Annotated in this window: 23 protein-coding genes and 2 riboswitches; of the genes, 12 read left to right on the top strand and 11 right to left on the bottom strand. The window is 37.2% G+C overall.

Translation table 11 applies throughout. The annotated features are described in order from the left end of the window. Positions 1-164 precede the first annotated feature (164 nt). Together speD and R4Z09_RS17325 are read left to right on the top strand one after the other, a co-directional pair. On the top strand, positions 165-983 hold the full coding sequence (speD, locus tag R4Z09_RS17330) for an adenosylmethionine decarboxylase (protein ID WP_338448001.1): 819 nt from the start codon (positions 165-167) through the stop codon (positions 981-983). 104 nt (positions 984-1,087) lie between these two features. Continuing rightward, positions 1,088-1,879, top strand: a complete 792-nt coding sequence (locus R4Z09_RS17325; RefSeq protein WP_338448000.1) for an SPOR domain-containing protein — start codon at positions 1,088-1,090, stop codon at positions 1,877-1,879. A 35-nt stretch (positions 1,880-1,914) separates the two neighbouring features. Here the strand turns inward: R4Z09_RS17325 and R4Z09_RS17320 are convergent, their stop codons facing one another. Beyond that, complete coding sequence (locus tag R4Z09_RS17320) at positions 1,915-2,100, bottom strand: hypothetical protein (protein ID WP_150441159.1); 186 nt, start codon at positions 2,098-2,100, stop codon at positions 1,915-1,917. A 241-nt stretch (positions 2,101-2,341) separates the two neighbouring features. Continuing rightward, complete coding sequence (locus R4Z09_RS17315) at positions 2,342-2,602, bottom strand: alpha/beta-type small acid-soluble spore protein (RefSeq protein ID WP_338447999.1); 261 nt, start codon at positions 2,600-2,602, stop codon at positions 2,342-2,344. A gap of 202 nt (positions 2,603-2,804) precedes the next feature. Further along, positions 2,805-2,911, top strand: a riboswitch (SAM riboswitch). A gap of 70 nt (positions 2,912-2,981) precedes the next feature. Here R4Z09_RS17315 and R4Z09_RS17310 point away from each other — a divergent pair. The 5 genes from R4Z09_RS17310 (at position 2,982) to R4Z09_RS17290 (ending at position 10,150) form a co-directional block, all read left to right on the top strand. After that, the gene (locus tag R4Z09_RS17310; RefSeq protein WP_338447998.1) at positions 2,982-3,311 is read left to right on the top strand and encodes a hypothetical protein; all 330 of its coding nucleotides are present in this window, start codon (positions 2,982-2,984) and stop codon (positions 3,309-3,311) included. 289 nt (positions 3,312-3,600) lie between these two features. Further along, complete coding sequence (gene adhE / locus R4Z09_RS17305) at positions 3,601-6,219, top strand: bifunctional acetaldehyde-CoA/alcohol dehydrogenase (RefSeq protein WP_338447997.1); 2,619 nt, start codon at positions 3,601-3,603, stop codon at positions 6,217-6,219. Positions 6,220-6,593: 374 nt separating this feature from the next. Further along, the gene (locus tag R4Z09_RS17300; RefSeq protein ID WP_338447996.1) at positions 6,594-6,935 is read left to right on the top strand and encodes a hypothetical protein; all 342 of its coding nucleotides are present in this window, start codon (positions 6,594-6,596) and stop codon (positions 6,933-6,935) included. 261 nt (positions 6,936-7,196) lie between these two features. Next, on the top strand, positions 7,197-8,363 hold the full coding sequence (gene trpB / locus R4Z09_RS17295; RefSeq protein ID WP_338447995.1) for a tryptophan synthase subunit beta: 1,167 nt from the start codon (positions 7,197-7,199) through the stop codon (positions 8,361-8,363). A gap of 338 nt (positions 8,364-8,701) precedes the next feature. Further along, positions 8,702-10,150, top strand: a complete 1,449-nt coding sequence (locus tag R4Z09_RS17290; RefSeq protein ID WP_338447994.1) for a tryptophanase — start codon at positions 8,702-8,704, stop codon at positions 10,148-10,150. A 44-nt stretch (positions 10,151-10,194) separates the two neighbouring features. Here R4Z09_RS17290 and R4Z09_RS17285 read toward each other — a convergent pair whose 3' ends face one another. Continuing rightward, the gene (locus R4Z09_RS17285; protein ID WP_338447993.1) at positions 10,195-10,347 is read right to left on the bottom strand and encodes a bacitracin ABC transporter ATP-binding protein; all 153 of its coding nucleotides are present in this window, start codon (positions 10,345-10,347) and stop codon (positions 10,195-10,197) included. Between the two features lie 113 nt (positions 10,348-10,460). Then, positions 10,461-10,605, top strand: a riboswitch (cyclic di-AMP (ydaO/yuaA leader). Positions 10,606-10,723: 118 nt separating this feature from the next. Here R4Z09_RS17285 and R4Z09_RS17280 point away from each other — a divergent pair. Both R4Z09_RS17280 and R4Z09_RS17275 read left to right on the top strand, forming a co-directional pair. Continuing rightward, the gene (locus tag R4Z09_RS17280; protein ID WP_338447992.1) at positions 10,724-12,550 is read left to right on the top strand and encodes an APC family permease; all 1,827 of its coding nucleotides are present in this window, start codon (positions 10,724-10,726) and stop codon (positions 12,548-12,550) included. Positions 12,551-12,839: 289 nt separating this feature from the next. Further along, a complete protein-coding gene (locus R4Z09_RS17275; RefSeq protein ID WP_338447991.1) occupies positions 12,840-13,034 on the top strand; it encodes a hypothetical protein in 195 nt (64 codons plus the stop codon). A 107-nt stretch (positions 13,035-13,141) separates the two neighbouring features. On the opposite strand, the gene putP is transcribed toward R4Z09_RS17275, so the two are convergent. The 6 genes from putP to R4Z09_RS17245 all read right to left on the bottom strand — a co-directional run bounded on the left by putP (position 13,142) and on the right by R4Z09_RS17245 (position 18,262). Continuing rightward, the gene (gene putP, locus R4Z09_RS17270) at positions 13,142-14,614 is read right to left on the bottom strand and encodes a sodium/proline symporter PutP (protein WP_338447990.1); all 1,473 of its coding nucleotides are present in this window, start codon (positions 14,612-14,614) and stop codon (positions 13,142-13,144) included. Next, positions 14,604-14,756: a hypothetical protein gene (locus R4Z09_RS17265; RefSeq protein ID WP_338447989.1), complete on the bottom strand. Its 153-nt coding sequence runs from the start codon at positions 14,754-14,756 to the stop codon at positions 14,604-14,606. The genes putP and R4Z09_RS17265 overlap by 11 nt, the downstream gene beginning before the upstream one ends. A 50-nt stretch (positions 14,757-14,806) precedes the next feature. Further along, positions 14,807-15,931, bottom strand: coding sequence for a glutamate 5-kinase (gene proB, locus R4Z09_RS17260; RefSeq protein ID WP_338447988.1), 1,125 nt, complete (start codon positions 15,929-15,931; stop codon positions 14,807-14,809). Next, positions 15,928-16,776 carry a pyrroline-5-carboxylate reductase gene (proC, locus tag R4Z09_RS17255; protein WP_338447987.1) on the bottom strand — a complete coding sequence of 283 codons (849 nt, stop codon included), beginning with the start codon at positions 16,774-16,776 and terminating at the stop codon, positions 15,928-15,930. Before proC ends, proB begins: the two co-directional genes overlap by 4 nt. A gap of 303 nt (positions 16,777-17,079) precedes the next feature. Next, entirely contained in the window at positions 17,080-17,904 is an 825-nt protein-coding gene (locus R4Z09_RS17250) for an EcsC family protein (RefSeq protein WP_338447986.1), read from the bottom strand. Positions 17,905-18,043: 139 nt separating this feature from the next. Further along, positions 18,044-18,262 (bottom strand): hypothetical protein, encoded by a 219-nt coding sequence (locus tag R4Z09_RS17245; RefSeq protein WP_338447985.1) that lies wholly within the window; start codon positions 18,260-18,262, stop codon positions 18,044-18,046. Positions 18,263-18,520: 258 nt separating this feature from the next. Here R4Z09_RS17245 and R4Z09_RS17240 point away from each other — a divergent pair, with 258 nt between their 5' ends. The 3 genes from R4Z09_RS17240 (at position 18,521) to ssuE (ending at position 20,497) form a co-directional block, all read left to right on the top strand. Further along, complete coding sequence (locus tag R4Z09_RS17240) at positions 18,521-19,084, top strand: GNAT family protein (protein ID WP_338447984.1); 564 nt, start codon at positions 18,521-18,523, stop codon at positions 19,082-19,084. Between the two features lie 105 nt (positions 19,085-19,189). Beyond that, positions 19,190-19,873: an alpha/beta hydrolase gene (locus R4Z09_RS17235; protein ID WP_338447983.1), complete on the top strand. Its 684-nt coding sequence runs from the start codon at positions 19,190-19,192 to the stop codon at positions 19,871-19,873. A 96-nt stretch (positions 19,874-19,969) separates the two neighbouring features. Then, positions 19,970-20,497, top strand: coding sequence for an NADPH-dependent FMN reductase (gene ssuE, locus R4Z09_RS17230; protein ID WP_338447982.1), 528 nt, complete (start codon positions 19,970-19,972; stop codon positions 20,495-20,497). A gap of 79 nt (positions 20,498-20,576) precedes the next feature. On the opposite strand, the gene R4Z09_RS17225 is transcribed toward ssuE, so the two are convergent. Both R4Z09_RS17225 and R4Z09_RS17220 read right to left on the bottom strand, forming a co-directional pair. Beyond that, a complete protein-coding gene (locus tag R4Z09_RS17225) occupies positions 20,577-21,719 on the bottom strand; it encodes a glycosyltransferase family 1 protein (protein ID WP_338447981.1) in 1,143 nt (380 codons plus the stop codon). Between the two features lie 36 nt (positions 21,720-21,755). After that, positions 21,756-22,283: a phosphatase PAP2 family protein gene (locus tag R4Z09_RS17220; RefSeq protein ID WP_338447980.1), complete on the bottom strand. Its 528-nt coding sequence runs from the start codon at positions 22,281-22,283 to the stop codon at positions 21,756-21,758. Positions 22,284-22,335 lie beyond the last annotated feature (52 nt).

Here is a 22,335-nt window from a genome sequence, read left to right as displayed (position 1 = left end):
ATGATACAACATATTTCTTCATTCGTACGCTAATTAATAAAATAGTGACATTCCTTTTTCCTTTTATTATGCGTGTTTTTATATGGATTGGGCAATATATTAATATTTAAGAAAAAATTTGCCACGATTTCTAGATAGGCTATTACCAGAAAGGGGCAAAAGAAATGAAACTTACACCGGAACAGCGCATTGAACTGCATGGTTTCAACAATTTAACAAAGTCATTAAGCTTCAATATGTATGATATTTGTTATACCCGTACGAGAGAGGAACGGGAAGCCTATATCGAATACATTGATGAGCAATACAATGCAGATAGATTAACAAATACTTTAAAGCATGTAGCGGATATTATTGGGGCTCATGTCTTAAATATTGCAAAACAGGATTATGTGCCACAGGGAGCCAGCGTTACCGTACTAGTTTCCGAAGGTCCAGTTGTTGAAGTCCCGACAGGCACCTATGAACAAACGCCAGGTCCGCTCCCGGACAACGTTGTCTTACAGTTAGATAAAAGTCATATTACCGTACATACGTATCCAGAGTACCATCCGGAAGAGGGAATCTGTACATTCCGGGCAGATATTGATGTATCCACCTGCGGAGAAATTTCCCCGCTAAAAGCATTAAATTACCTGATACATTCGTTTGAAACAGATGTTATGTCAATTGATTACCGTGTAAGAGGCTTCACAAGAGCGAAAGACGGACATAAGCTGTTCATTGATCATGATATTAATTCGATTCAAAATTATATCCCGGACAATATCAAGGAATTGTACGATATGATAGATGTAAATGTGTATCAGGAAAACATTTTCCATACAAAATGTAAGCGGAAGGAATTTGACTTAAATAATTACTTATTTGCCTATTCAAAAGATAAGCTGAATCCAGAAGAAATTGAAGAGATCACTGCGAACTTGACGACCGAGATGGATGAAATTTTTTACGGAAAAAATATGAATCGTCTTATTCAATAATTTGTGGACTAATAAATAAATCCAAAGATAATACTTAACACTCGGTACAGCCTTTTCCCATATTATATTATGGTAGTAATCATTTTAATGAATGGGGAAATGTAATGATCAATTCTAATGCAAGCTCTGAAGGAGAAAATATCGTTTACAAAGTAATTGCGGGATCATTTAAGATGAAGGAAAATGCTGATAATCGTGCTTTGTTATTACAAGCAAAAGGGATTGAAGCTATTGTACAAGCCACGATTGTTTCGGATGAACAGATGTTTCGTGTTCAGGCAGGCGCGTTCTCGGTACGAGAAAATGCCGAAAGAAGGCTTTTGGCAGTAATCAATGCCGGAATTGCAGATGCTTTCATTACTGCTGAAAACCCTGTGGACAGTCAAAACCCTGTACAAGAACAAGAATCGATTATGGGTGGCATATTTCTTTCGGCAGAACAATTGAATTCTTTTGTAAATGAAACGAATCCCCTGGTGATTGAATTAGGAAGTTACTATGTAAATTTTGGCAACCATTATGGAATAAGAGGGGATATCGCTTTTGCTCAAGCCATTCTTGAAACAGATTATTTCCGTTTTACAGGAGTTGTACAGCCGCATCAAAATAATTTCGCAGGGATAGGTTCAACTGGCCCGGATGATTCTGGAGCTATATTTAAGACTCCAAGTGACGGGGTGCTGGGACATATTCAGCATTTATTTGCCTATGCTTCACAAAGTCCACTGCCGAATCAATATCCATTAGTTGATCCTCGGTTTCATTTAGTCAAAAGAGGCAGTGCTCCTAACTGGGTAGATTTAAATGGAAAATGGGCTGTTCCTGGAGGAAATTATGGACAGACTATTTTGAATATCTTTAACAGAATGCTAAAGCAAGCGAAAGCTGGTAAATAGAAAAAGCTGTTGAATTTTCAACAGCTTTTTCTATTTTATGATCGCTGGATCATAGAATTTGAATAATTTTTAACTAGCTTTTGTAAATTTCGATGACTTTCTCTCACCTTAATTGATTCATCAATAATTTTTTGAAAGCCCTCTAAATCTTTATCATTGGCATTGAGAACGGATCTTGTCACGCTTTCTGCGATTTGTTGTAAGGTTGGTTCTGAGCTCATAGTAATGACCACCTTTCCTTAATTTGCTCCTTAATAATTTATCGAAAGAGCACCGATTTTCCTGCCAAGAATCATGGAAATTTATCTACAATAATCAGCAAAATCGGTTTCGATTAGTGTTGCTTCAACAAAATCGCATTTTTTATGGATATCCTGTTCCGAATGAAGCTATTAAATGGAATTGAAAAATCCCTAATGATGATGAATCATTAGGGTATTTAAGTTAGAGCTTAATCAGTACTTACTTTTTATTTATTAAATTTTCCTGTGCCATTTTAACAAGTTCCTTTACCATGCTTCCGCCGAGTCTTCCACCGACCTTGCCAGCCTGTTCTGAAGTGAGCCGTCCATTATAACCATTTGTTAGAGGAACACCGACCTCCTCAGCTGCTTCAAATTTTGCATTTTCCGGACTGTTAGCTCCAGAAACTTTAGCTTTTAATTGATCAAGTCCTTGTCTTGCCTCTGGAACAAGGATCTTATTTCTATTTCTTCGTGTCATGATCATCCCTCCTTATTTTAGAATGCCCTAAAAAGGGGAGGAGAATTACTTCGTAAAATGTATATTCCCATAAAGAAAAGTAAGCATGAGCATTTAAATTGTATATTTTTTAAGAATAATGATATTATTTGCATAATAACTCTTGACAATTCCTAGTGTGTTTATTAGGATTGTAAAAACTAATCCTGTACTAAAAATAATTTTCTTATCAAGAGAGGTGTAGGGACTGGCCTGATGAAACCTCAGCAACCGCATTTAGAAGATTGAATGGTGCTAATTCCAGCAAAGCAATGCTTTGAAAGATGAGAAGGGATGTCTTTTTATACAAAAAAGTTCTCTTCTTAAGAAGATCATTTTTGTATGAGAAAAGGGGAAATATATGACGAAACTTTTAACGGTTGATGAATATTTAGATTTATATCATCTTGCAGGGGAGCTTGGAGATGAATTATGGCAAGACGAAATAATGGAAAAGCTTAGAAATGGCGAATTTATCGCTGAACACACAATAAAGATTCGCCAGCTCTGGAATAAATACAAAAAAGTAAATATGGAAATGCTCGATCTTTATCGCAAATTACAAGAGGATTCATCTAATGAAGCCTTAATGACAAAGATCCGTGCTTTAAAACAGCAGCGTCTTATATTAAACCGCCAAATTCAACATGAACAAAAGAAAACACAACATCAACATATCAAAATAAAATAAAGCAAAACAGATATCTAGGGACAGTCCTGTGGCGCGTTAAAGCGCCACAGGACTGTCCCTCAGTACGTTAATAAGGTAAAGGAAGCTGTCAAAAAAACTTTGTGAAAAAAAGTTCATTTTTTGTTCAATATTTCACATACTTTTATAGAATGTATGTGTTATACTATAACCATAGAAAAACAAAGGAGTGAAAAAAAGCCAGTGAATCCATTTTATGGAGAATAATTTAGCAATGGTTTATTTTTTTAAGACAACTTGTGAAATATTTCACAAAATGGAGGAGATTAAAATGGCATTAAAAGAAAAAGAATTAACAGGAAAAGTTGTAAAAGAAAATGAATCTACTTTAGAAATGATTAATAAACTTGTTGAAAATGGTCAAAAAGCATTAGCGGAATTTCAAAACTTCAATCAAGAACAAATAGATGAGATTGTTAAACAAATGGCTTTAGCAGGATTGGATCAGCATATGCCCTTAGCAAAACTTGCGGTAGAGGAAACAGGCCGAGGGGTATATGAAGATAAGATTATTAAAAATATGTTTGCTACTGAATATATCTACAATAATATCAAATATGACAAAACAGTTGGGATTATTAATGAAAACGAACTGGAAGGAACCTATGAAATTGCTGAACCCGTTGGTGTGATTGCAGGTGTAACACCAGTGACAAATCCTACATCAACTACTATGTTTAAAGCATTGATTTCGATTAAGACTCGTAACCCAATTATTTTTGCTTTCCATCCATCTGCACAAAAATGCAGCAGTGAAGCTGCAAGAATCTTAAGAGAAGCAGCAGTTCTAGCTGGAGCGCCGGAAAATTGTATTCAATGGATAGAAAAGCCTTCATTAGAGGCAACGCAATTATTAATGAATCACGCTAAAATTTCCGTTATATTAGCAACAGGCGGTTCAGGAATGGTCAAATCTGCGTATAGCTCTGGAAAACCAGCTCTTGGTGTTGGCCCTGGGAATGTTCCTTGCTATATTGAAAAGTCAGCCAACATTGGCCGTTCTGTCAATGATCTGATCTTATCTAAAACCTTTGACAATGGAATGATCTGCGCATCTGAGCAAGCTGTTATCATTGATAAAGAGATCTATACAAAAGTTAAAAATGAATTGATCGCAAATAGCTGTTACTTTTTAAATGAGGAAGAAACGGTAAAGGTTGAGAAGCTAGTTATTAATGAAAGATCATGTGCCGTGAATGCAGAAATTGTTGGAAAGCCAGCCTATCAAATTGCTCAAATGGCAGGAGTTACGGTGCCTGAGGATACAAAAATATTAATTGCTGAATTGAAAGGTGTGGGCCCGCACTACCCGCTATCTCGAGAAAAATTAAGTCCAGTATTAGCCTGCTATAAAGTAAATGATCATCATGAAGGGCTTCGCAGAGCGGAAGAAATGTTAGAGTTCGGCGGTTTGGGCCATTCTGCAGTGATACATACGACAAACGAAGAAGTCATGAAGGAATTTGGTCTTAAAATGAAGGCGTGCCGAATTATCGTTAATGCACCTTCATCACAAGGGGCTATTGGTGATATTTACAATGCCTTTCTGCCATCGCTGACACTTGGCTGCGGTACATTTGGCGGCAACTCTGTATCATCAAACGTTGGGGCCATTCATCTTATGAACACGAAAAAAATGGCAAAAAGGGCGGTAAATATGCAATGGTTTAAGGTTCCGGCAAAAGTTTATTTTGAAAAGAATTCCATACAATATTTAGCTGCCATGCAAAATATTTCAAGGGCTTTTATTGTCACAGATCCATTGATGGTCAAATTGGGCTATGTTGATAAAATCCTTTACTATTTAAGAAAGCGTCCGGATTATGTTCAATGTGAGGTGTTCTCTGAGGTGGAGCCTGATCCATCGATTGAAACGGTTATGAAAGGTGCAGAGATGATGGCGAAGTTTCAGCCTGATGTCATCATTACATTAGGCGGGGGATCCGCTATTGATGCAGCCAAAGGAATGTGGCTGTTCTATGAGTATCCTGATACAGACTTCTTTGGACTAAAACAAAAGTTCATGGATATTAGAAAACGGATTGTTAAATTCCCAGCATTGGGAAGAAAAGCACAGCTTGTTGCAATTCCAACTACTTCTGGTACAGGCTCAGAGGTAACATCCTTCTCTGTCATTACAGACAAGAAAGCAAATATGAAGTATCCGTTGGCAGATTATGAATTAACACCAGATATTGCCATTATTGATCCGCAATTTGTCATGTCTTTGCCTAAGGCTGTAACAGCTGACACTGGTATGGATGTGTTAACACATGCAGTAGAAGCCTATGTGTCGATCATGGCTAATGATTATACAGATGGTTTAGCTTTAAAAGCGATTCAGCTTGTCTTTGAATACCTGCCAAGGTCGTACCGAAACGGCAATGATGAAGAGGCGCGTGAAAAAATGCATAATGCTTCAGCGATTGCCGGAATGGCATTTGCAAATGCATTCCTTGGAATTAATCACAGCTTGGCTCATAAATTAGGCGCAGAATTCCATATTGCCCATGGTCGTGCAAATGCGATTTTGTTACCACATGTCATTCGCTACAATGCAGCGAAACCGAAGAAATTTGCAGCTTTTCCTAAATATGAAAAATTCATCGCAGATAAACGCTATGCGGAAATTGCCAGATCACTTGGATTGACTGCCCGTACAACAGAGGAAGGGGTTGAAAGCTTTATTCAGGCGGTAATTAAGCTGGCAAAGGACTTGAATATTCCTATGAGCATTGAAGCAAACGGAATTGATAAAAATCAGTTTGAAAGTAAAGTGGAATTTTTGGCAGATAAAGCTTTTGAAGATCAATGTACAACGGCAAATCCAAAGCTGCCACTTGTTAGTGAATTAGCGGAAATCTATCGTCAAGCATATAAAGGTGTTTGATTGGATCATGGTGATTACTTGATTAATAGAAAAAGCCAAACCACTAATCCCAGTGGCTTGGCTTCTTTTTATATAAATCTTTAATAGAAGTAAATCAACTATTTTTTTAAAAAAAATGTGACAAAATTGAGGCAAAATCCTTTGAATAAATATATAGATAAGGTTATAATAAGTTTAATCAAATATGAAAGCGCTTTACAAGTTTAATGGAAACGATTTAGAGACTATCCTATATAACTTACTATAGTTATATGAATCAAGTGGATGGAAAAAATCTAATAGGACCTTCGTCAGAAGGATAAGAAGAGATCTCTTTTGTACAAAAATAGTTCTCTTCTTAAGAAGATCATTTTTGTATACGAAAGGGGAAAATAATGATGTTAGTAAATGGAGTAAGTTTAGAGGTTGATGATTATTTAGATTTGTACCTGCTTGCAGGACAAATGGGTGATAAAGCATGGCAGCAAGAGATTTTGGAAGCGCTTAATAATTATGAAAAAAATGAAGTGGAAGAAGATCCCGTCTTAATGATTCACAATCTTTGGTTAGAGCATAGAAAAATAAATACTGAATTGCTTGATCTTTATCGTCAATTGCGTCAGGATCCTGATAACGGACAATTGCAGGATCAGATTTCTGTTTTGAAAAAGGAAAAAGTGGCTGTTTGCCGAAAACTATATAGCGATGAAAAAAAGAGCAGACATTATATTTTATAAAAATGTGAATAGGGTATTCGTTAATTTTAAGCGCTTACAATTCTGCTGAAAAAAAAACTTCAGCATAAGATGAAAAATATAATAAATAGACTTAAAACCATTTTCCAGAAAGGAAAGTGGTTTTTATATGAACATAATAAATTATTATTTCTATCGAATCGTATAAAATATTTGGAATATAGATGATTTACCGCTATTATATAATTGTTAAATTATTTTAATAGTCTATTAATTAACGGCATAAAAGGAGTCGAGTTGAGAATGGCAAGAACTAGCGTAGAAAGCAAAGGATATTTTGGAGAATTTGGAGGAAGCTTTGTACCAGCTGAACTTCAAAAAGTAATGGATATCATTGAAGAACAATTTTTGAAATATAAAGATGATCCTGAATTTCAAAAGGAATTAGACTATTATTTAAAAGAATATGTCGGTCGAGAGAACCCATTAACATTCGCTGAAAACTTAACAAAACAAATTGGCGGCGCTAAGATCTATTTAAAACGAGAAGATTTAAATCATACGGGTGCCCATAAAATTAATAATGCACTTGGTCAAATACTGTTAGCTAAAAAAATGGGGGCAAAAAGAATCATCGCGGAAACAGGTGCCGGACAGCATGGAGTAGCAACTGCTACAGCATGTGCGATGTTTGATATGGAATGTGTTATTTATATGGGGAAAGTAGATACTGAACGCCAAGCACTTAACGTGTTCCGTATGGAGCTGTTAGGAGCAAAGGTTGTACCAGTTGAAAAAGGCCAAGGTAGATTAAAGGATGCAGTCGATGAAGCGTTAAATGATTTAGTGGCAAACTATGAAAATACTTTTTACTTAATCGGCTCGGCGGTCGGTCCGCATCCATATCCAACAATCGTAAAGCACTTCCAAGCAGTTATTAGTAAAGAGTCGAGAAAGCAAATTCTTGAAAAAGAAGGAAAATTACCTACTGCTGTTGTTGCTTGTACAGGTGGCGGAAGTAATGCGATCGGTGCTTTTGCCAATTACCTTGAAGATGAAAGTGTGCGTTTAATCGGTGCAGAACCATCAGAAGCTCCAACAATGTCTGAAGGAGTACCAGCTGTTCTTCACGGATTTAAGAGTTATACCTTACTTGATGAGAACGAAGAGCCAAAACCGGTGTTCTCTATTGCCGCTGGATTGGATTACCCTGGCGTTGGTCCGGAGCACAGCTACTTAAAAGCAAGCGGTAGAGCTGAATATGTGACTGTTACTGGACAAGAGGCATTGGATGCTTTCCAAACTCTATCAAAAGTTGAAGGAATTATTCCAGCTTTAGAAAGCTCCCATGCCGTTGCACATGGTATCAAGCTTGCTAAAGAACTAACTCCAGATGACATCATCATTATCAACCTATCCGGACGCGGAGATAAAGACGTTGACCAAGTCTATAAAATGTTAACGAAATAAAGATAAAAAAGGAAAAGCGCCTATCAGTTTTGATAGGCGTTTTTTAGTGCTTTAAAGGATTGGGGGACAGTCCCCCAATCCTTTAAAGCACTATAGAGAATATAATAATAGTTAATTCTACAAAATTCGTTAAATTTAGATATATTTTTCTGCAAACTCTTCCAAAAATTTTAATAATATAGTAATATTTTAATTGGTATTTGTTGCATAAACGCTTTAACGCAGTATAGTAATAAAAAACAGAAATTGCAGCTATTTATATTTTTAGATTTATTATTATCATATTGTATTTATTTTATTTTAGACAAATAAATATCTTATCTGGGAGTGGAGAAACCATGTCAAACATAAAATTTTATTACGGAAATGATGTCCCGCTTGAGATGCACAAAGTGCGCATCGTACAAAAACTAAATTTACCGCCAATCGAACGCCGTTTGGACGCGATTGCAGAAGCTGGCTATAATACCTTTTTATTAAAGAACCGTGATGTTTTCATGGATATGTTAACAGACAGCGGTGTTAATGCGATGAGTGATAAACAGCAGGCAGCGATGATGGAAGCAGATGACAGCTATGCAGGATCCGGTACCTTTACCAAACTAGAGAATAAAATTAACGAGATTTTTGGCAAGAAATATTTCCTTCCTGCCCACCAAGGAAGGGCATGCGAAAATATTCTTTCGAAATCATTCGTGAAAAAAGGCTCCGTTGTACCAATGAACTATCATTTTACAACGACAAAATCCCATATTGTAATAAATGGCGGAAGAGTAGAGGAAGTTTTTAAAGATGAAGCATTGAAAATTACAAGTGATGATCTATTCAAAGGGAATATGGATATTGCAAAATTAAGGGATGTTATCGAAACAAATGGAAAAGAAAATATTCCATTTGTCCGCCTTGAAGCGGGAACGAATCTAATCGGTGGTCAGCCGTTTTCACTTGAAAATATGCGTGAAGTTCGTAAAGTTTGTGATGAGTATGGAATAATCCTTGTCCTTGATGCGAGCTTGCTGGCAGATAATCTTCATTTTATAAAAACACGTGAAGTGGCCTGCAAAAATAATAGTATTCGCGAGATTACACGCGAAATGGCAGATCTTTCAGATATTATCTATTTCTCCGCAAGAAAGCTTGGATGTGCCCGCGGGGGCGGAATTTGTACAAATAATGAAGAGATTTACATGAAAATGCGTGAGTATATTACTCTGTATGAAGGCTTTTTAACCTATGGAGGAATGTCCGTTCGTGAAATGGAAGCTATAGTCGTAGGACTTGATGAAACAATGGATGAAGAAATGATCAATCAGGGTCCTGAGTTTATTGCTTATATGGCAAAGGAATTGCAGAAAAAAGGGGTACCAGTCGTAACGCCTCCAGGAGGTCTTGGCTGTCATATAAATGCAATGGAATTTGTTGACCATATTCCGCAAAAGGAATATCCTGCAGGAGCATTAGCTGCAGCTCTTTATCTAGTGAGTGGTGTCCGCGGGATGGAAAGAGGGACGTTGTCTGAACAAAGGGACGAAGATGGTAATGAAACGTATTCCAACATGGAGCTGGTTCGTCTCGCAATGCCAAGGCGAGTATATACCCTGTCACAAGTCAACTATGCAATAGACAGAATTGCTTGGCTCTATGAAAATCGCAAGTTGATCGGGGGCTTGAAATTTGTTGAAGAACCAAGTGTATTGCGGTTCTTCTTTGGGAAATTGGACACAACTTCAAATTGGGAATCGGATTTAGTAGGAAAATTCAGGGCTGATTTTGGGGATAGTTTATAAGATTTTTTTAACAAAAGGACAGCCTAAAAACGTTTTAAACGTTGTCAGGCTGTCCCTTCATTTTTTTCAAATGGTTCCTGAGCCTCCTCTGCGTCCTTATCAGGATGGCTGCCATATAGTTCATTAATGTCCTTGGCTAACTCCTCTAAAAATTCATCAGAAAATAAAGGTTTATTGTCTTTATTGTCTTTATACATGTCATACCTCCAATTATTATTACTTTATCTAACACTGGAAGAAATTTATTCAAAGAGTGAAAATTTTTATTTACATTTTTATCTAACAGGAGTAATATAATCATCAGTTTCAAATTCTTAAATCGCTGAAACCTTTAGGTGCGGGGGAACCATTTTACAGGATGATACGTCATCCATGGGGTGAATCCTTTTTAGGTAGGGCTACTCAAATGGCCCGAATCCGACAGCTAACCTCGTAAGCGTTATATGAGAAGGAAGGTGGAGCTTGTGAGACAAAAAACATAATGTCTACAGGTCTATTTCTCGATGACTTGTAGGCATTTTTTTATTTTTAAAGTTTAGTATATTTTTACGCTTTTTGGATGGTGAAATAAAAATGGTTTCTTCTATTAAAAGATTACTGATCGGACGTCCATTAAAATCAACTGAATTAGGGGAACAAAAGCTGAATAAAACAAAAGCATTAGCCATACTATCTTCAGATGCTTTATCATCGGTTGCCTATGGTCCTGAACAAATACTAATTGTTTTAGTAACCATTGGTGCAGCCGCGTTCTGGTATTCAATTCCGATTGCGATGGGCGTCTTGATTCTTTTGGCCGCTCTCATTTTATCTTACCGGCAAATCATCTTTGCTTATCCTTACGGCGGTGGAGCCTATGTTGTATCAAAAGAAAATCTCGGTGTAAACCCTGGTTTAATAGCTGGGGGTTCATTATTGGTAGACTACATTTTAACTGTGGCAGTTAGTGTATCTGCCGGAACGGATGCGATAACCTCGGCTTTTCCTGTTTTACATGAATATAATGTCCCAATTGCAATATTCTTTGTTTTCATTTTAACGATTTTAAACTTGAGAGGTGTTACGGAGTCAGCAACTGTTTTGGCTTATCCTGTGTATTTATTCGTGCTGGCACTCCTTATTTTAATTGGTTCTGGTTTATATCAAATCATAACTGGAGGAGTGTCTCCTGAGCTATCTGCTCCGATTGGTACTCCGGTAGCAGGAATCAGCTTATTTATCCTTTTAAGAGCTTTCGCATCTGGAAGCTCTGCATTAACAGGGGTTGAGGCCATTTCAAATGCGATCCCAAACTTTAAAGAGCCTGCACCAAACAATGCAGCAAAGACACTTATTGCAATGGGTATATTACTTGCAGCATTATTCTCGGGAATTGTCTGCCTTGCTTATTTTTACGGAATTTCGCCTAGGGAAGAGGTAACGGTTGTATCGCAAATTGCAGAAGAGATTTTTGGCCGTCATTTCATGTATTTCTTTATCCAAGGAACAACAGCCTTGATTCTAATACTGGCTGCCAATACAGGGTATTCAGCTTTTCCGCTGCTTGCTGTGAATCTGGCAAATGATAAGTTTATCCCTAGAATGTTTACGATTAGAGGCGATCGCCTGGGCTATTCAAATGGCATTATCATCCTAGGACTTTCTTCTATTATATTAATAATTGGATTCGGCGGTCAAACAGAACATCTTATTCCTCTGTATGCAGTAGGCGTTTTTATTCCATTTACTTTGGCGCAAACAGGTATGGTTGTAAAATGGATTCGTGAAAAACCTGCCGGGTGGCAAACAAAGCTTTGCATCAATACACTTGGCGCTCTAATCAGCTTTGTTGTTACCATTGTGTTCTTTTTGACAAAGTTTCCGCAGGTTTGGCCAGTTATAGTTTTTTTACCAATTATCATTGCTATCTTTCATCAAGTTAATAGGCACTATGTATCGATTGGAGAACAATTAAGGATTGCTCAAAGTATGGAAAAAACACCAATTGAAGGAAATGTGATCATTGTACCGGTAGCTGGTATAACAAAGGTTGTGGAGAACTCTTTAAACTATGCAAAATCACTTTCTCCCAATCAGATCATTGCCGTTAATGTTTCTTTTGAAAGAGATGCTGAAAAGAAACTGGAGGAAAAGTGGAAAAACTGGCAGCCGGATGTGAGGTTAGTAACGTTACACTCGCATTATCGTAGTATTATTCAACCATTAACAAAGTTTATCGATACAGTTGAACATAAAGCAGCAGAAAACAACTACTGCGTGACTGTCATCATTCCGCAATTTATTTTGAAGAAGGGCTGGCATAATATACTTCATAACCAGTCAAGTATTTTGATTCGGGCGATTTTGCTTTATCGGAAGAATGTAGTCATTACAACAGTACCATATCATTTAAAAAAATAACTAAAATTAATATCAAACAAAAAAGTCAAGGACTTTACCTTGGCTTTTTTGTTTGATATTTTTTTAAAATACTTTACACTATGGAAATGTTGTTAACTATTTTAAATATTTGGAAAATTTATTTGACGATAATTAAGAGATTTTGATAGAATATAACCATAAACACTCGATATTTATGGTTTAGTTTAATACTTTCTTCGTAAAACAATATATTTATTCTATTAAATTGGAAAACTCATTTGCTATATTAAAATGACATTTGTCCAAAAAATTCCTGGAGGGGATCGGAATGTTATTAGTTTGTAGAAATCATGTAACAGATGGATTAAAAGAAATCTCTGCACCGCATATCGAAAAAGTACCACCAGAGAATAATACTAATTGTGCATTCTGTATGGATAAAGCTGTATATCGTTTATTCTATTTCAGACCGCTTCCAGTAAAAGAAAAAGAACTTGTGAAAACCACTGCTAATCAGAGCTGATACTTCATAGAAAGTCTTCATCACCAAAAATCCCCCCATATAAACAATTACCTGAATAATCAAAAAGAAAAGAGTAGGTACAAGAATAAAGAAACCTAATCATATGATTAGGTTTCTTTTACAATCGCTTTATACATATCGAAATTTTCTTTCACAGCGGTAGATGGAGCTTTATCAATCAGGCTGACAATGACAATGGCTAAAGTTCCAAATAAAAAGCCTGGTGCTAGCTCATAAATATCGAATAGTCCACCTGTCAACTTGGCCCAGATGATTACCGTTAATGCGCCGACTATAATACCGGCAAGGGCTCCGTTTCTAGTCATACGTTTCCAGAATAAGCTGAGGATAATAACAGGACCAAAAGCTGCTCCAAAACCGGCCCACGCATAACTGACAAGCTCCAGAATTTTACTATCAGGATCATAGCCCAATAGGATCGCAATAATTGCGATACCGAAAACAGCAATTCTTCCAACAATCATTTCTTCCTTTTGGGAAGCGTCTTTTTTAAACATTGCTTTATAGAAGTCATTTGCTAATGCACTTGAAGAAACAAGTAATTGTGAGTCTACTGTACTCATGATTGCTGAAAGAATGGCTGCAAGGAGAAAGCCTGCTACCCAAGGGTTAAATAAAACTTGGGAAAACATAATAAAAACCGTTTCAGAGTTTTCTAACGGTGAATCTGCAAAGTAGGAGATCCCGGCAAACCCAACAAAAATAGCGCCAAAAAGGGATAGAATCATCCAAACCATCCCAATTAAACGGGCCTTTGGAATTTCCTTCGTAGACTTAACACCCATAAAGCGAACGATAATGTGCGGCTGGCCAAAATACCCTAATCCCCATGCCAACAAGGAAATAACACCAACAGCAGTTGCACCGGAATAAACATTAAGATGGGAGGTATCAATGCTGCCAATCATTTGGACCGTCTCGTTCCAGCCGCCAAGCTCATAGATCGCTGCAGCAGGAACAATGAGTAATGCCAAAAACATTAAGATTCCTTGAATAAAGTCAGTCCAGCTTGCTGCAAGGAACCCTCCAAATAACGTATACGAAAGGATAACGGCTGCTCCAACCCATAAGGCAAGCTTATAGTCCATTCCAAAAGAATTCTCTAATAATATTGCTCCGCCGACAAGGCTTGATGAGGTATAGAATGTAAAGAATACAAGAATAACAATGGCTGAAACAATGCGGAGAATTTTGGAGTGATCATGGAATCGATTTTCAAAATAATCAGGTACCGTTATCGAATCATTTGCGACTTCAGTATAGACACGTAATGGTTTAGCAATAAACTGCCAGTTTAGATAAGCGCCGGCTGCGAGCCCGATTGGAAGCCATATTTCACTCATACCGCCTACATACATGGCTCCAGGCAGTCCCAATAACAGCCATCCGCTCATATCAGAGGCGCCTGCACTAAGCGCAGCCACACCTCCGCCGAGCTGTCTGCCGCCCAGCACATAATCAGACAAATCTTTTGTTTTCATAGTAGCATAAATACCGATGATCATCATCCCGACTAAATAAATAATAATAGATGTTAACGTGGGGATATTAATATCCATTCTGTTCCATCCTCTCCTTTTTTAATGTATAGTTTGAAGAGTTTTTTTCAGTAAAATAAGTAATGATGCAAAGGATGATTAATAATGGCATGGGAATAAGTAGCCATGCCCAGGTTGCAGCCGTCAATGCGAATTCTTCCATTCATATCACCTCCTTAAAAGATATCGACGTAATGAGGTCAGAAGAAGCCTTTAAACCGTAATTGGTACATCTAAATGACAGACAAAATGATTAATATCGATTACATATGGCTGGCTAATTCTTGTATCTGAACTATGTTTGGATAAGTAAAGTAAATCTTCATTTGAGTAATTGACAACGCCGCAACCAACTTCATGACCAGATGTGTCAATTATTCGAATAACTGCACCTTTTTCAAATTGACCATTCAAATCTTGTATTCCTGATGCCAGTAAACTTTTATGTTCTTCCACCATACGTATTTTTGCCTCTTTGGTAATAATGATTTCACCTTCAGGATGTGAATGGAAGGCAATCCATTTTTTTCGTTGATTTAAATGAAGGGCAGGTGTATCTGCTTTAAAGTAAGTTCCTCTTGCCTTACCTATAACAGCATCCTTCACAATATTTTTCTTGCTTGCGTTGCCTAAAAAAGTTGTGATTCCTGAAGCCATGGCAATTTTGACAGCCTCAATTTTTGATTTCATCCCGCCTGTGCCAACAGAACTCCCGGAACCACCGGCAGAAGCTTCAATTTCAGCGGTAATTTCATTGACATGTTCCACTAATGATGCATGAAGATGTTTACTTGGATCAGCATCATACAGCCCATCGATATCTGATAAAATAACTAACTGGTCTGCATCGATTATTCCTGCAACTTTTGCCGATAGCGTATCATTGTCGCCAAATTTTAAGCGGTCAATTGTTACGGTGTCATTTTCATTAACAATCGGGATAATGCCTCTTTCTAATAAAACATTTAATGTATTTCGCATATTTTTATAACGGTCTTCATCTAGAAAATCGCTTCTTGTGATTAATATTTGCGATGCAACGTAGCCGTTTGATAGAAATAGCTTCGAATAGGATTCCATTAAGAGACCTTGGCCGATAGAGGCAGCTGCTTGTTTTTCCGGCAATGAACTGGGCCGTTTCAGACAGCCTAGTTTTCGATAGCCGGCTGCAATAGCACCTGATGAAACAAGTACAACCTCATGTCCGAGATCCTTAAGATGCACAATTTCATCTGCTAATTTTTCAAGTTTTTTATGACTAATTTCTCCATGACGACTGGTTAAAGAACTGCTGCCAATTTTGATCACAATTCTCTGCAGCTTTGCATTCGAGGTCATCTAATCACCCCTGTATTAAATTTATTAAACTTTGAAGTTATTTCTCTAGAACGGCCAGATGCTTCTTGAATGGCTATTTTAATTGCGGTACCAGCGCCGTTGATGTGGAGTGCGTGTAATCCTTTGGCAGTAGTTCCATTTGGTGATGTGACCTTTTGTCTTAAGGCAGCCGGCGTTTCGTTCTGTTCCAAAATCATTTTTGCCGCACCAAATATGGTTTGAGCAATGATTTGACGGGCCGCTTCTTCTGACAAACCTCCGGCAACTGCCTGCTTCTCCATATGCTCCATTAAGTAGTAAAAATAAGCAGGGCCGCTGCCGGCAATTCCTGTAAATAGGTCCATTTTGTCTTCTGGAATGACATATACTTTACCGAAGCATTCTAATAATTCTTTGGCAATGAACAGATTGTCTTGGAGAGTGTGCTTTCCGGAAGAAATGCCTGTTGCAGATTCTCCAATCATACTTGAGGTATTCGGCATAACGCGAATCACCTGTTGCCCGGAAGGGAAGAAATGTTCAATAAATGAGGTTGTAATCCCAGCTAAAACAGATAAAATGATGTGATGTGGTTGAATGTAGTCACGAATAGAGTGTAGTGCTGTTTGTGCATCTTTTGGTTTCATTGCGAGGACTATTATATCAATCTTGCTGAAATCCAGTTCGTGAATTACAGCACCTTTAATTCCATATGCGGTTTCGAGCTGCTTCAGACGTTCTTGATTGCTTCGATTTAAAATGACGATTTGATTTGGCGGTATTTTCTCGGCTTTTACAATCCCTGAAATCATTGCTTCGGCCATCGATCCAGCACCAATAAAGGCAATACTTTTCTTTTTTAACATGCAACCTCTCCCGTTGTGTTCGTAATTTTGTTCTTGTTTTGTTTCAACGCTCTTATACTAACAATCAAAAAAAACATAATCAAGGAATTTTACGAAAGTTATGAGTATTCGATTCAATTAGTGAGGATATGTGAAGAGATGTAATGCTAAATGAGTATAATCGGCTCTCAGGGCCAAATATCACTGCTCAGCACGGAATATGGAGATTAAATTTTTGTGAAAATGGACGTTATAAACCTAGAAGCTAGTCTTTTTTTGCTTCATAAAAGACAAAAAAGAGTCCTGATTTCCAGGTGAGGGAAATCAAGACTCTTCTAAAACGGTTTTAGGTTCTGCGGAAAGTCTTTCGATAATTCTTCTCTTACGATAGAGCATCATTCCTGCTTCAGCGACATCATTGACTGCCGATCGATTGATAAATGCACCAAAAACGAGTCCGGCAATAGGGATCATTTGAAAGAGCTTTTTCCAGCCCATTTGATCTCTATAAGTGAATACCACTTCACGCCAGCCTTGAAGTTCTGATAATGCCTCTCTTTTTGCTGTATCATCTTTAAGATCGAATGTTGATAATTGTGAAAGGATGGCATTTTTACCTACAATATCTGCAGAAACAAACTGAAGACATTTTACAATAAATAAACGTTCTTTTTTATCATTCGGATCGTAGCCATAGCAAATAGCAATATCCTGTAATGTTTTTAATTGCAGACCGAGGAGGAGGGGAATATCAATCGTTAACGTGAAAATCCCTCCAATTCCAGTACTGGCCCCTTGTATGGTCGCAAGCTTTTTTCTTGTGCCTGATAATTTTTCAACAGCTTGATCCATTGTGGAAATGTCCAGTTTGGCTGCATCCTCTAAGCTATGTACCGATAAATCAGGATAGTAGGAGGAGAGGGAAGAGACAGAGCTTAAGTAGCTCCCGCCGGTTTGCACATATTGTCCCAATTCATCGATGATGACACCAATTTTTTTCTGAATAAAATCAGGTGTCCATTTATCGATGATTTTAAACGGAAGCCGTCCAAGTTTTTCCCAGAACCATAAATCACCTTGATCCTTTTCCCAAGACTCCACTTTTGTTAATTCTTCTGTTAACCATTTTTTAGATTCAGTCACTTGCATGTTCTCCCTTTAAATAGAATACTAACTAGTACGTAAATCTAAAGGAAAAGTTTCATTATGGCAATGCCTTTTTCATATAATTATTTTGCCGATAAAGAACGAGAGCTGAACTCCTTTGAGTTCAGCTCTCTGATTCCAATTATTCAGCTTTTTCTTCAGTATTATCTTTAGTACCTTCTTCAGTACCTTCTTCAGTACCATCCTCAGTACCATCCTCTGTTTCAGTACCTTCATCAATTTGATTTTCTTCTGTTTCTGTTCCTTCTGTTGGTTCCTCGTTCGTACATCCGGCAGCAACACCTACAAACATAAAGGTTGCTAATAAAACTAAAAGCCACTGTTTGAAGTTTTTCATCATTGTTTACCTCCTTGAATGTTGCAAGATTTATTGCATTTTTAGTATACAGGCTAAAGAGGCAAAAAAAAGGTTATTTTCAGATAATTAATAATCTTTAAACTGTAGTTTGCGTTCCCTTAACAAATAATTAATAAATTAACATTGATCTGATTTTATTATTAGGAAAAATTTAGTAAAATTATTGTAGTGATCAAAAAGGGAGTTTTTACCTGTTTAACTATGTAAAATCCTTGTGTCACCATGAATGGAGGATCATATGTGAAATCACAATTACAATTAGAAAGAATAAAGCTGGTCCAGTCAGAACGAGAACATGCACCTGCATTGTTCAAATTTTGGTCAGATCCAATGGTGACCCGCTATATGAATATTGAAACGTTTACGACTGTAGAAGAAGCGATTACAATGATTGATCTGTTAAATAAATTTGCGGCAAAGAAACAGGCAAACCGCTATACGATTATCACAATGAAAAATGATGAAATCATTGGCAGCTGTGGTTTCAATTATTTTGATTATGATAATGCGAAAGCAGAAGTGGGCTATGATTTAGGGAAAGAGTATTGGGGCAGGGGATTTGCATCTGAAGTCGTAATGACATTGTTGAGATATGGTTTTCAAGAGTTACACTTGAATCGAATCGAGGCGAAAGTTGCGCCAAAAAACGAGCGGTCAATAAAGCTATTAGAAAGGCTGGGATTTTCTTACGAAGGTCTACTTCGACAATCTGAAAAGACAAAGGATGGTTTTATTGATGTCATGTTGTATTCCATACTTAAGCAGGATTTTTCAAAACAGGCCTCTGATAAAATGGATAAATAAAAGAGGGTTTTTTCAAAAAATTATGGAATTATTGACGTATTGGGTCTTTAAAGACGAGGAACCAGTCATTATTTAGGCTATTTTACTATATAGGAGGAAATCGTGATGAATAGTCCCTATGAATATAGCATTACATTACCGAAAAACATCGAAAACGGTAGAGAATACCCAGTTATTTTTGCCCTACATGGAATTGGCTATGATGTGCAGTTTTTAATGGATGCTGTCGGAGAGCTGCAGGAAGATTATATTATCATTGGTGTTCGTGGTGATTTACCTTATGAAAAAGGTTATGCCTATTACTATCTTAAGGGATATGGAAATCCAGAACGCGATCAGTTTGACAGCGCAGTTGAGAAATTGAAAAGTTATCTTGAATATGCTTTTGAAACCTATCCTATCGATCAGAATCGTGTTTATTTAATAGGATTTAGTCAAGGTGCAATTCTTAGTATGAGTTTAGCGCTTTTGTTAGGAGAAAAGATTAATGGGATTGTACCAATGAATGGGTATATTCCAGAGTTTATTAAAACAGCATCCTCATTAAAACCACTGGAACATTTGTCCGTCTTCCTTTGTCAGGGTGAAAATGACCCCATTTTCCCGTTACCTGTAGGGCAGGCTAACTATGATTACTTCCGGGACAAGGCAGGATCAGTAAAATTTACGATTTATCCTACAGAGCATAAAGTGACCAGAAATAATATGATTGATGTAGTGGCATGGCTGCGTCATGAACTAAAAAAAGTAAGCAGACCAGAGAACCCGGTTAAGCAAAATCATTTCTAAAGCGTAATCTACCATGTAGGATCATTCTTAAGAAGGATTCATGAGTAACTAAGTTTGTGATCTTGTTTGATATTGTAATAATAAGGAGAGATTTTATTGAAGAATATTGTTATTATTACAGGGACACCAACGAAACCATCACGTCTACACGGTGTCGTTGACTATGTAGCAGAACAAATTAATCAGCAAGGATGTCAAGTGGATCATATTGATGTTGTTGATTTACCTGCAGAGGATTTACTTCATGCTAATTGGAATAGCGCAGTTATTAAAGCAGCCAATCAACAAATAGCCGATGCTGATGCTGTCATTATCGCTACACCAATCTATAAAGCCTCCTATACAGGAATACTAAAAGCCTTTTTAGATTTAATTCCTGAAAAAGGATTAGAAAATAAGGTATTACTTCCTATTATAATGGGAGGAACAAAGGCGCATCTTCTTATGATGGAATATGCGCTTAAACCTGTCCTATCCGTTTTAGGTGCGAATCATATTGAAGCAGGAGTCTTTATCCATGATTCGCAAGCCCTTTGGACGGAAGATGGAAAAGTAACATTAGAAGAGGAAGTAAATAATCGTTTAACTGCATCTGTTGAAAAATTATGTAAGATTATAAAGTAATAGTAGAGAGATCACATCTTTCTAATAAAAAGGAACAGGCTGGTTTCGATAAAGCTCCAGTCTGTTCCTTTTTATTATTTTAGGCATAAATTTCACGATTTACTTTCCTTATTACATGATGATAATCGCTGAGAAGCTGGTTAAAAATGTTTTCCCAGCGCTGTGTTAAGGCATAATTTCGCCCTTCCATCCCCATTTGCCACCGTAAGCTGTCATGGGATAATAGATGTACGATTGCCTGATTATATTCATCCGCTTCACCTGGCGCACACAAAAAACCGGTTTTTCCTGAAGTAATCACATTTTTCACGCCGCCGGAATCCGCACCAATAACAGGTGTCCCGCTTGCGAGTGCTTCGAGGACAACATTGCCGAAGGTTTCTGTCGGAGATGGAAAAACAAATAAATCAGATGCACTATATATTTCGGCCAGATCCTTTCCTTTTAAATAGCCAGTAAAAGTCACATTTTCTGGTGCTTCTTTTTCAAGAACCTCCCTTATTGGTCCATCTCCAACCCATAACCATTCAATATCCTTATTTATTTCTTGTGGAATTGTTTTTGCTATGTGAAGGAGAGTGTTTACATCCTTTTCAGGTGCAAGTCTTGAGACAAACGAAAGCAGATATTTTTTTGAAAGGCCGTATTTCTTTCGAACGGAACTTTTATCGTAAAAAGGGTGAAAAAGCTGACAATCTACTCCACGCGGCCATATTTTTAAATTCTTAAAATTCCGCTCTTTTAATTGCTGGCGTGTCTCAATTGACGGGACAAAAGTGGTTTCAAGCTGATTGTGAAACCAAGCCATATAACTCCAAACCCATTTGGATAATAAATGGAGCTCATAATAGGCTAAATATTGATCAAAGTCAGTATGATAGGAACCGACAAGCGGAATATCGAATTTTTTTGCAAAATAAATCCCGCAAAGTCCTAAGTTGAAAGGTGTTGCAACATGAATAATATCAGGAGAAAAGCATTCTAATTCCGTTTTTATCTTCATCACATTTGGAAGTGCGATACGGCACTCGGGATACAAGAAAAAAGAAAGACTTCCAAAACGGTGAATATTTTCTGTGACATATTCACTAGAGGAGGTTTTGGGGGCAAAGACTTTAAAGTCAATATGTTGTTCAGATAAATGATCGGTAAATTTCTTTAACGTCCGGGCAACTCCGTTTATTTCCGGGTAAAACGTATCTGTGAAAATAGCCACTTTCATCCTACTACCCCCTTAAGATGATTTTAAAGCTTTAAGCTAAAAAAATAGCAAAAAAGAAAGGGTTCCCACACTAGTTCCCAGCAGTATTCCAGCTATGACATCCGACGGATAATGAAGGCCTAAATATATTCTCGACAAACCGACACAAAATCCTAGTGGGATGAGAATCAACGCAAGATATGGATTTAACAGGACAAAGGGAATAATAACAGAAAAAATGGCTGTTGTGTGCCCTGATGGAAATGAATGATCCTGTAATGGATTCAGTGGAACTTTTGTCTTTTCTAATGTTAAATAAGGTCTTTTCCGTGGAAAGAGCTTTTTAATCAATTGAACAGGCAGATGACTGACAGCTAAGGCAGTAGCACTTGAAATAGCTGTTATTTTTATCTGATTGGATGTTAATAAAATTAATAGGATCGTAGAACCAATTATAAATACAGCTCCTCCAGCATGTGTAATGGTACTAAAGAAGATATTGAGTGTTTTTTTATCAAAATGGGAGTTTACCTTTTGAAATACTAGACATTCAAATTGATAAAAAGATAATAGTAGTCTTGGCATGGTCTGCACTCCTTTACCATCATGGTGTGAATTATAGTTATATGGTACAGAA

This window comes from Niallia oryzisoli (genome assembly GCF_036670025.1).
GTDB classification, from domain to species: Bacteria; Bacillota; Bacilli; order Bacillales; family Cytobacillaceae; genus Bacillus_BD; species Bacillus_BD oryzisoli.
Note: the sequence above shows the minus strand (reverse complement) of the source record. Positions and strands in the feature narration are given on the sequence as shown.

Excerpts from the sequence above, each read along its gene's own strand:
- proC (WP_338447987.1), bottom strand. The coding sequence starts at position 16,776 with ATGTTAAAAAAGAAAAGTATTGCCTTTATTGGTGCTGGATCGATGGCC.
- R4Z09_RS17275 (WP_338447991.1), top strand. The coding sequence starts at position 12,840 with ATGTTATTAGTTTGTAGAAATCATGTAACAGATGGATTAAAAGAAATC.
- R4Z09_RS17280 (WP_338447992.1), top strand. The coding sequence starts at position 10,724 with ATGGTTTCTTCTATTAAAAGATTACTGATCGGACGTCCATTAAAATCA.
- speD (WP_338448001.1), top strand. The coding sequence starts at position 165 with ATGAAACTTACACCGGAACAGCGCATTGAACTGCATGGTTTCAACAAT.
- proB (WP_338447988.1), bottom strand. The coding sequence starts at position 15,931 with ATGACCTCGAATGCAAAGCTGCAGAGAATTGTGATCAAAATTGGCAGC.
- R4Z09_RS17290 (WP_338447994.1), top strand. The coding sequence starts at position 8,702 with ATGTCAAACATAAAATTTTATTACGGAAATGATGTCCCGCTTGAGATG.
- R4Z09_RS17245 (WP_338447985.1), bottom strand. The coding sequence starts at position 18,262 with ATGATGAAAAACTTCAAACAGTGGCTTTTAGTTTTATTAGCAACCTTT.
- R4Z09_RS17320 (WP_150441159.1), bottom strand. The coding sequence starts at position 2,100 with ATGAGCTCAGAACCAACCTTACAACAAATCGCAGAAAGCGTGACAAGA.
- adhE (WP_338447997.1), top strand. The coding sequence starts at position 3,601 with ATGGCATTAAAAGAAAAAGAATTAACAGGAAAAGTTGTAAAAGAAAAT.
- R4Z09_RS17220 (WP_338447980.1), bottom strand. The coding sequence starts at position 22,283 with ATGCCAAGACTACTATTATCTTTTTATCAATTTGAATGTCTAGTATTT.
- R4Z09_RS17315 (WP_338447999.1), bottom strand. The coding sequence starts at position 2,602 with ATGACACGAAGAAATAGAAATAAGATCCTTGTTCCAGAGGCAAGACAA.
- trpB (WP_338447995.1), top strand. The coding sequence starts at position 7,197 with ATGGCAAGAACTAGCGTAGAAAGCAAAGGATATTTTGGAGAATTTGGA.
- R4Z09_RS17310 (WP_338447998.1), top strand. The coding sequence starts at position 2,982 with ATGACGAAACTTTTAACGGTTGATGAATATTTAGATTTATATCATCTT.
- R4Z09_RS17285 (WP_338447993.1), bottom strand. The coding sequence starts at position 10,347 with ATGTATAAAGACAATAAAGACAATAAACCTTTATTTTCTGATGAATTT.
- R4Z09_RS17225 (WP_338447981.1), bottom strand. The coding sequence starts at position 21,719 with ATGAAAGTGGCTATTTTCACAGATACGTTTTACCCGGAAATAAACGGA.
- R4Z09_RS17325 (WP_338448000.1), top strand. The coding sequence starts at position 1,088 with ATGATCAATTCTAATGCAAGCTCTGAAGGAGAAAATATCGTTTACAAA.
- R4Z09_RS17235 (WP_338447983.1), top strand. The coding sequence starts at position 19,190 with ATGAATAGTCCCTATGAATATAGCATTACATTACCGAAAAACATCGAA.
- R4Z09_RS17300 (WP_338447996.1), top strand. The coding sequence starts at position 6,594 with ATGATGTTAGTAAATGGAGTAAGTTTAGAGGTTGATGATTATTTAGAT.
- putP (WP_338447990.1), bottom strand. The coding sequence starts at position 14,614 with ATGGATATTAATATCCCCACGTTAACATCTATTATTATTTATTTAGTC.
- R4Z09_RS17265 (WP_338447989.1), bottom strand. The coding sequence starts at position 14,756 with ATGGAAGAATTCGCATTGACGGCTGCAACCTGGGCATGGCTACTTATT.
- R4Z09_RS17250 (WP_338447986.1), bottom strand. The coding sequence starts at position 17,904 with ATGCAAGTGACTGAATCTAAAAAATGGTTAACAGAAGAATTAACAAAA.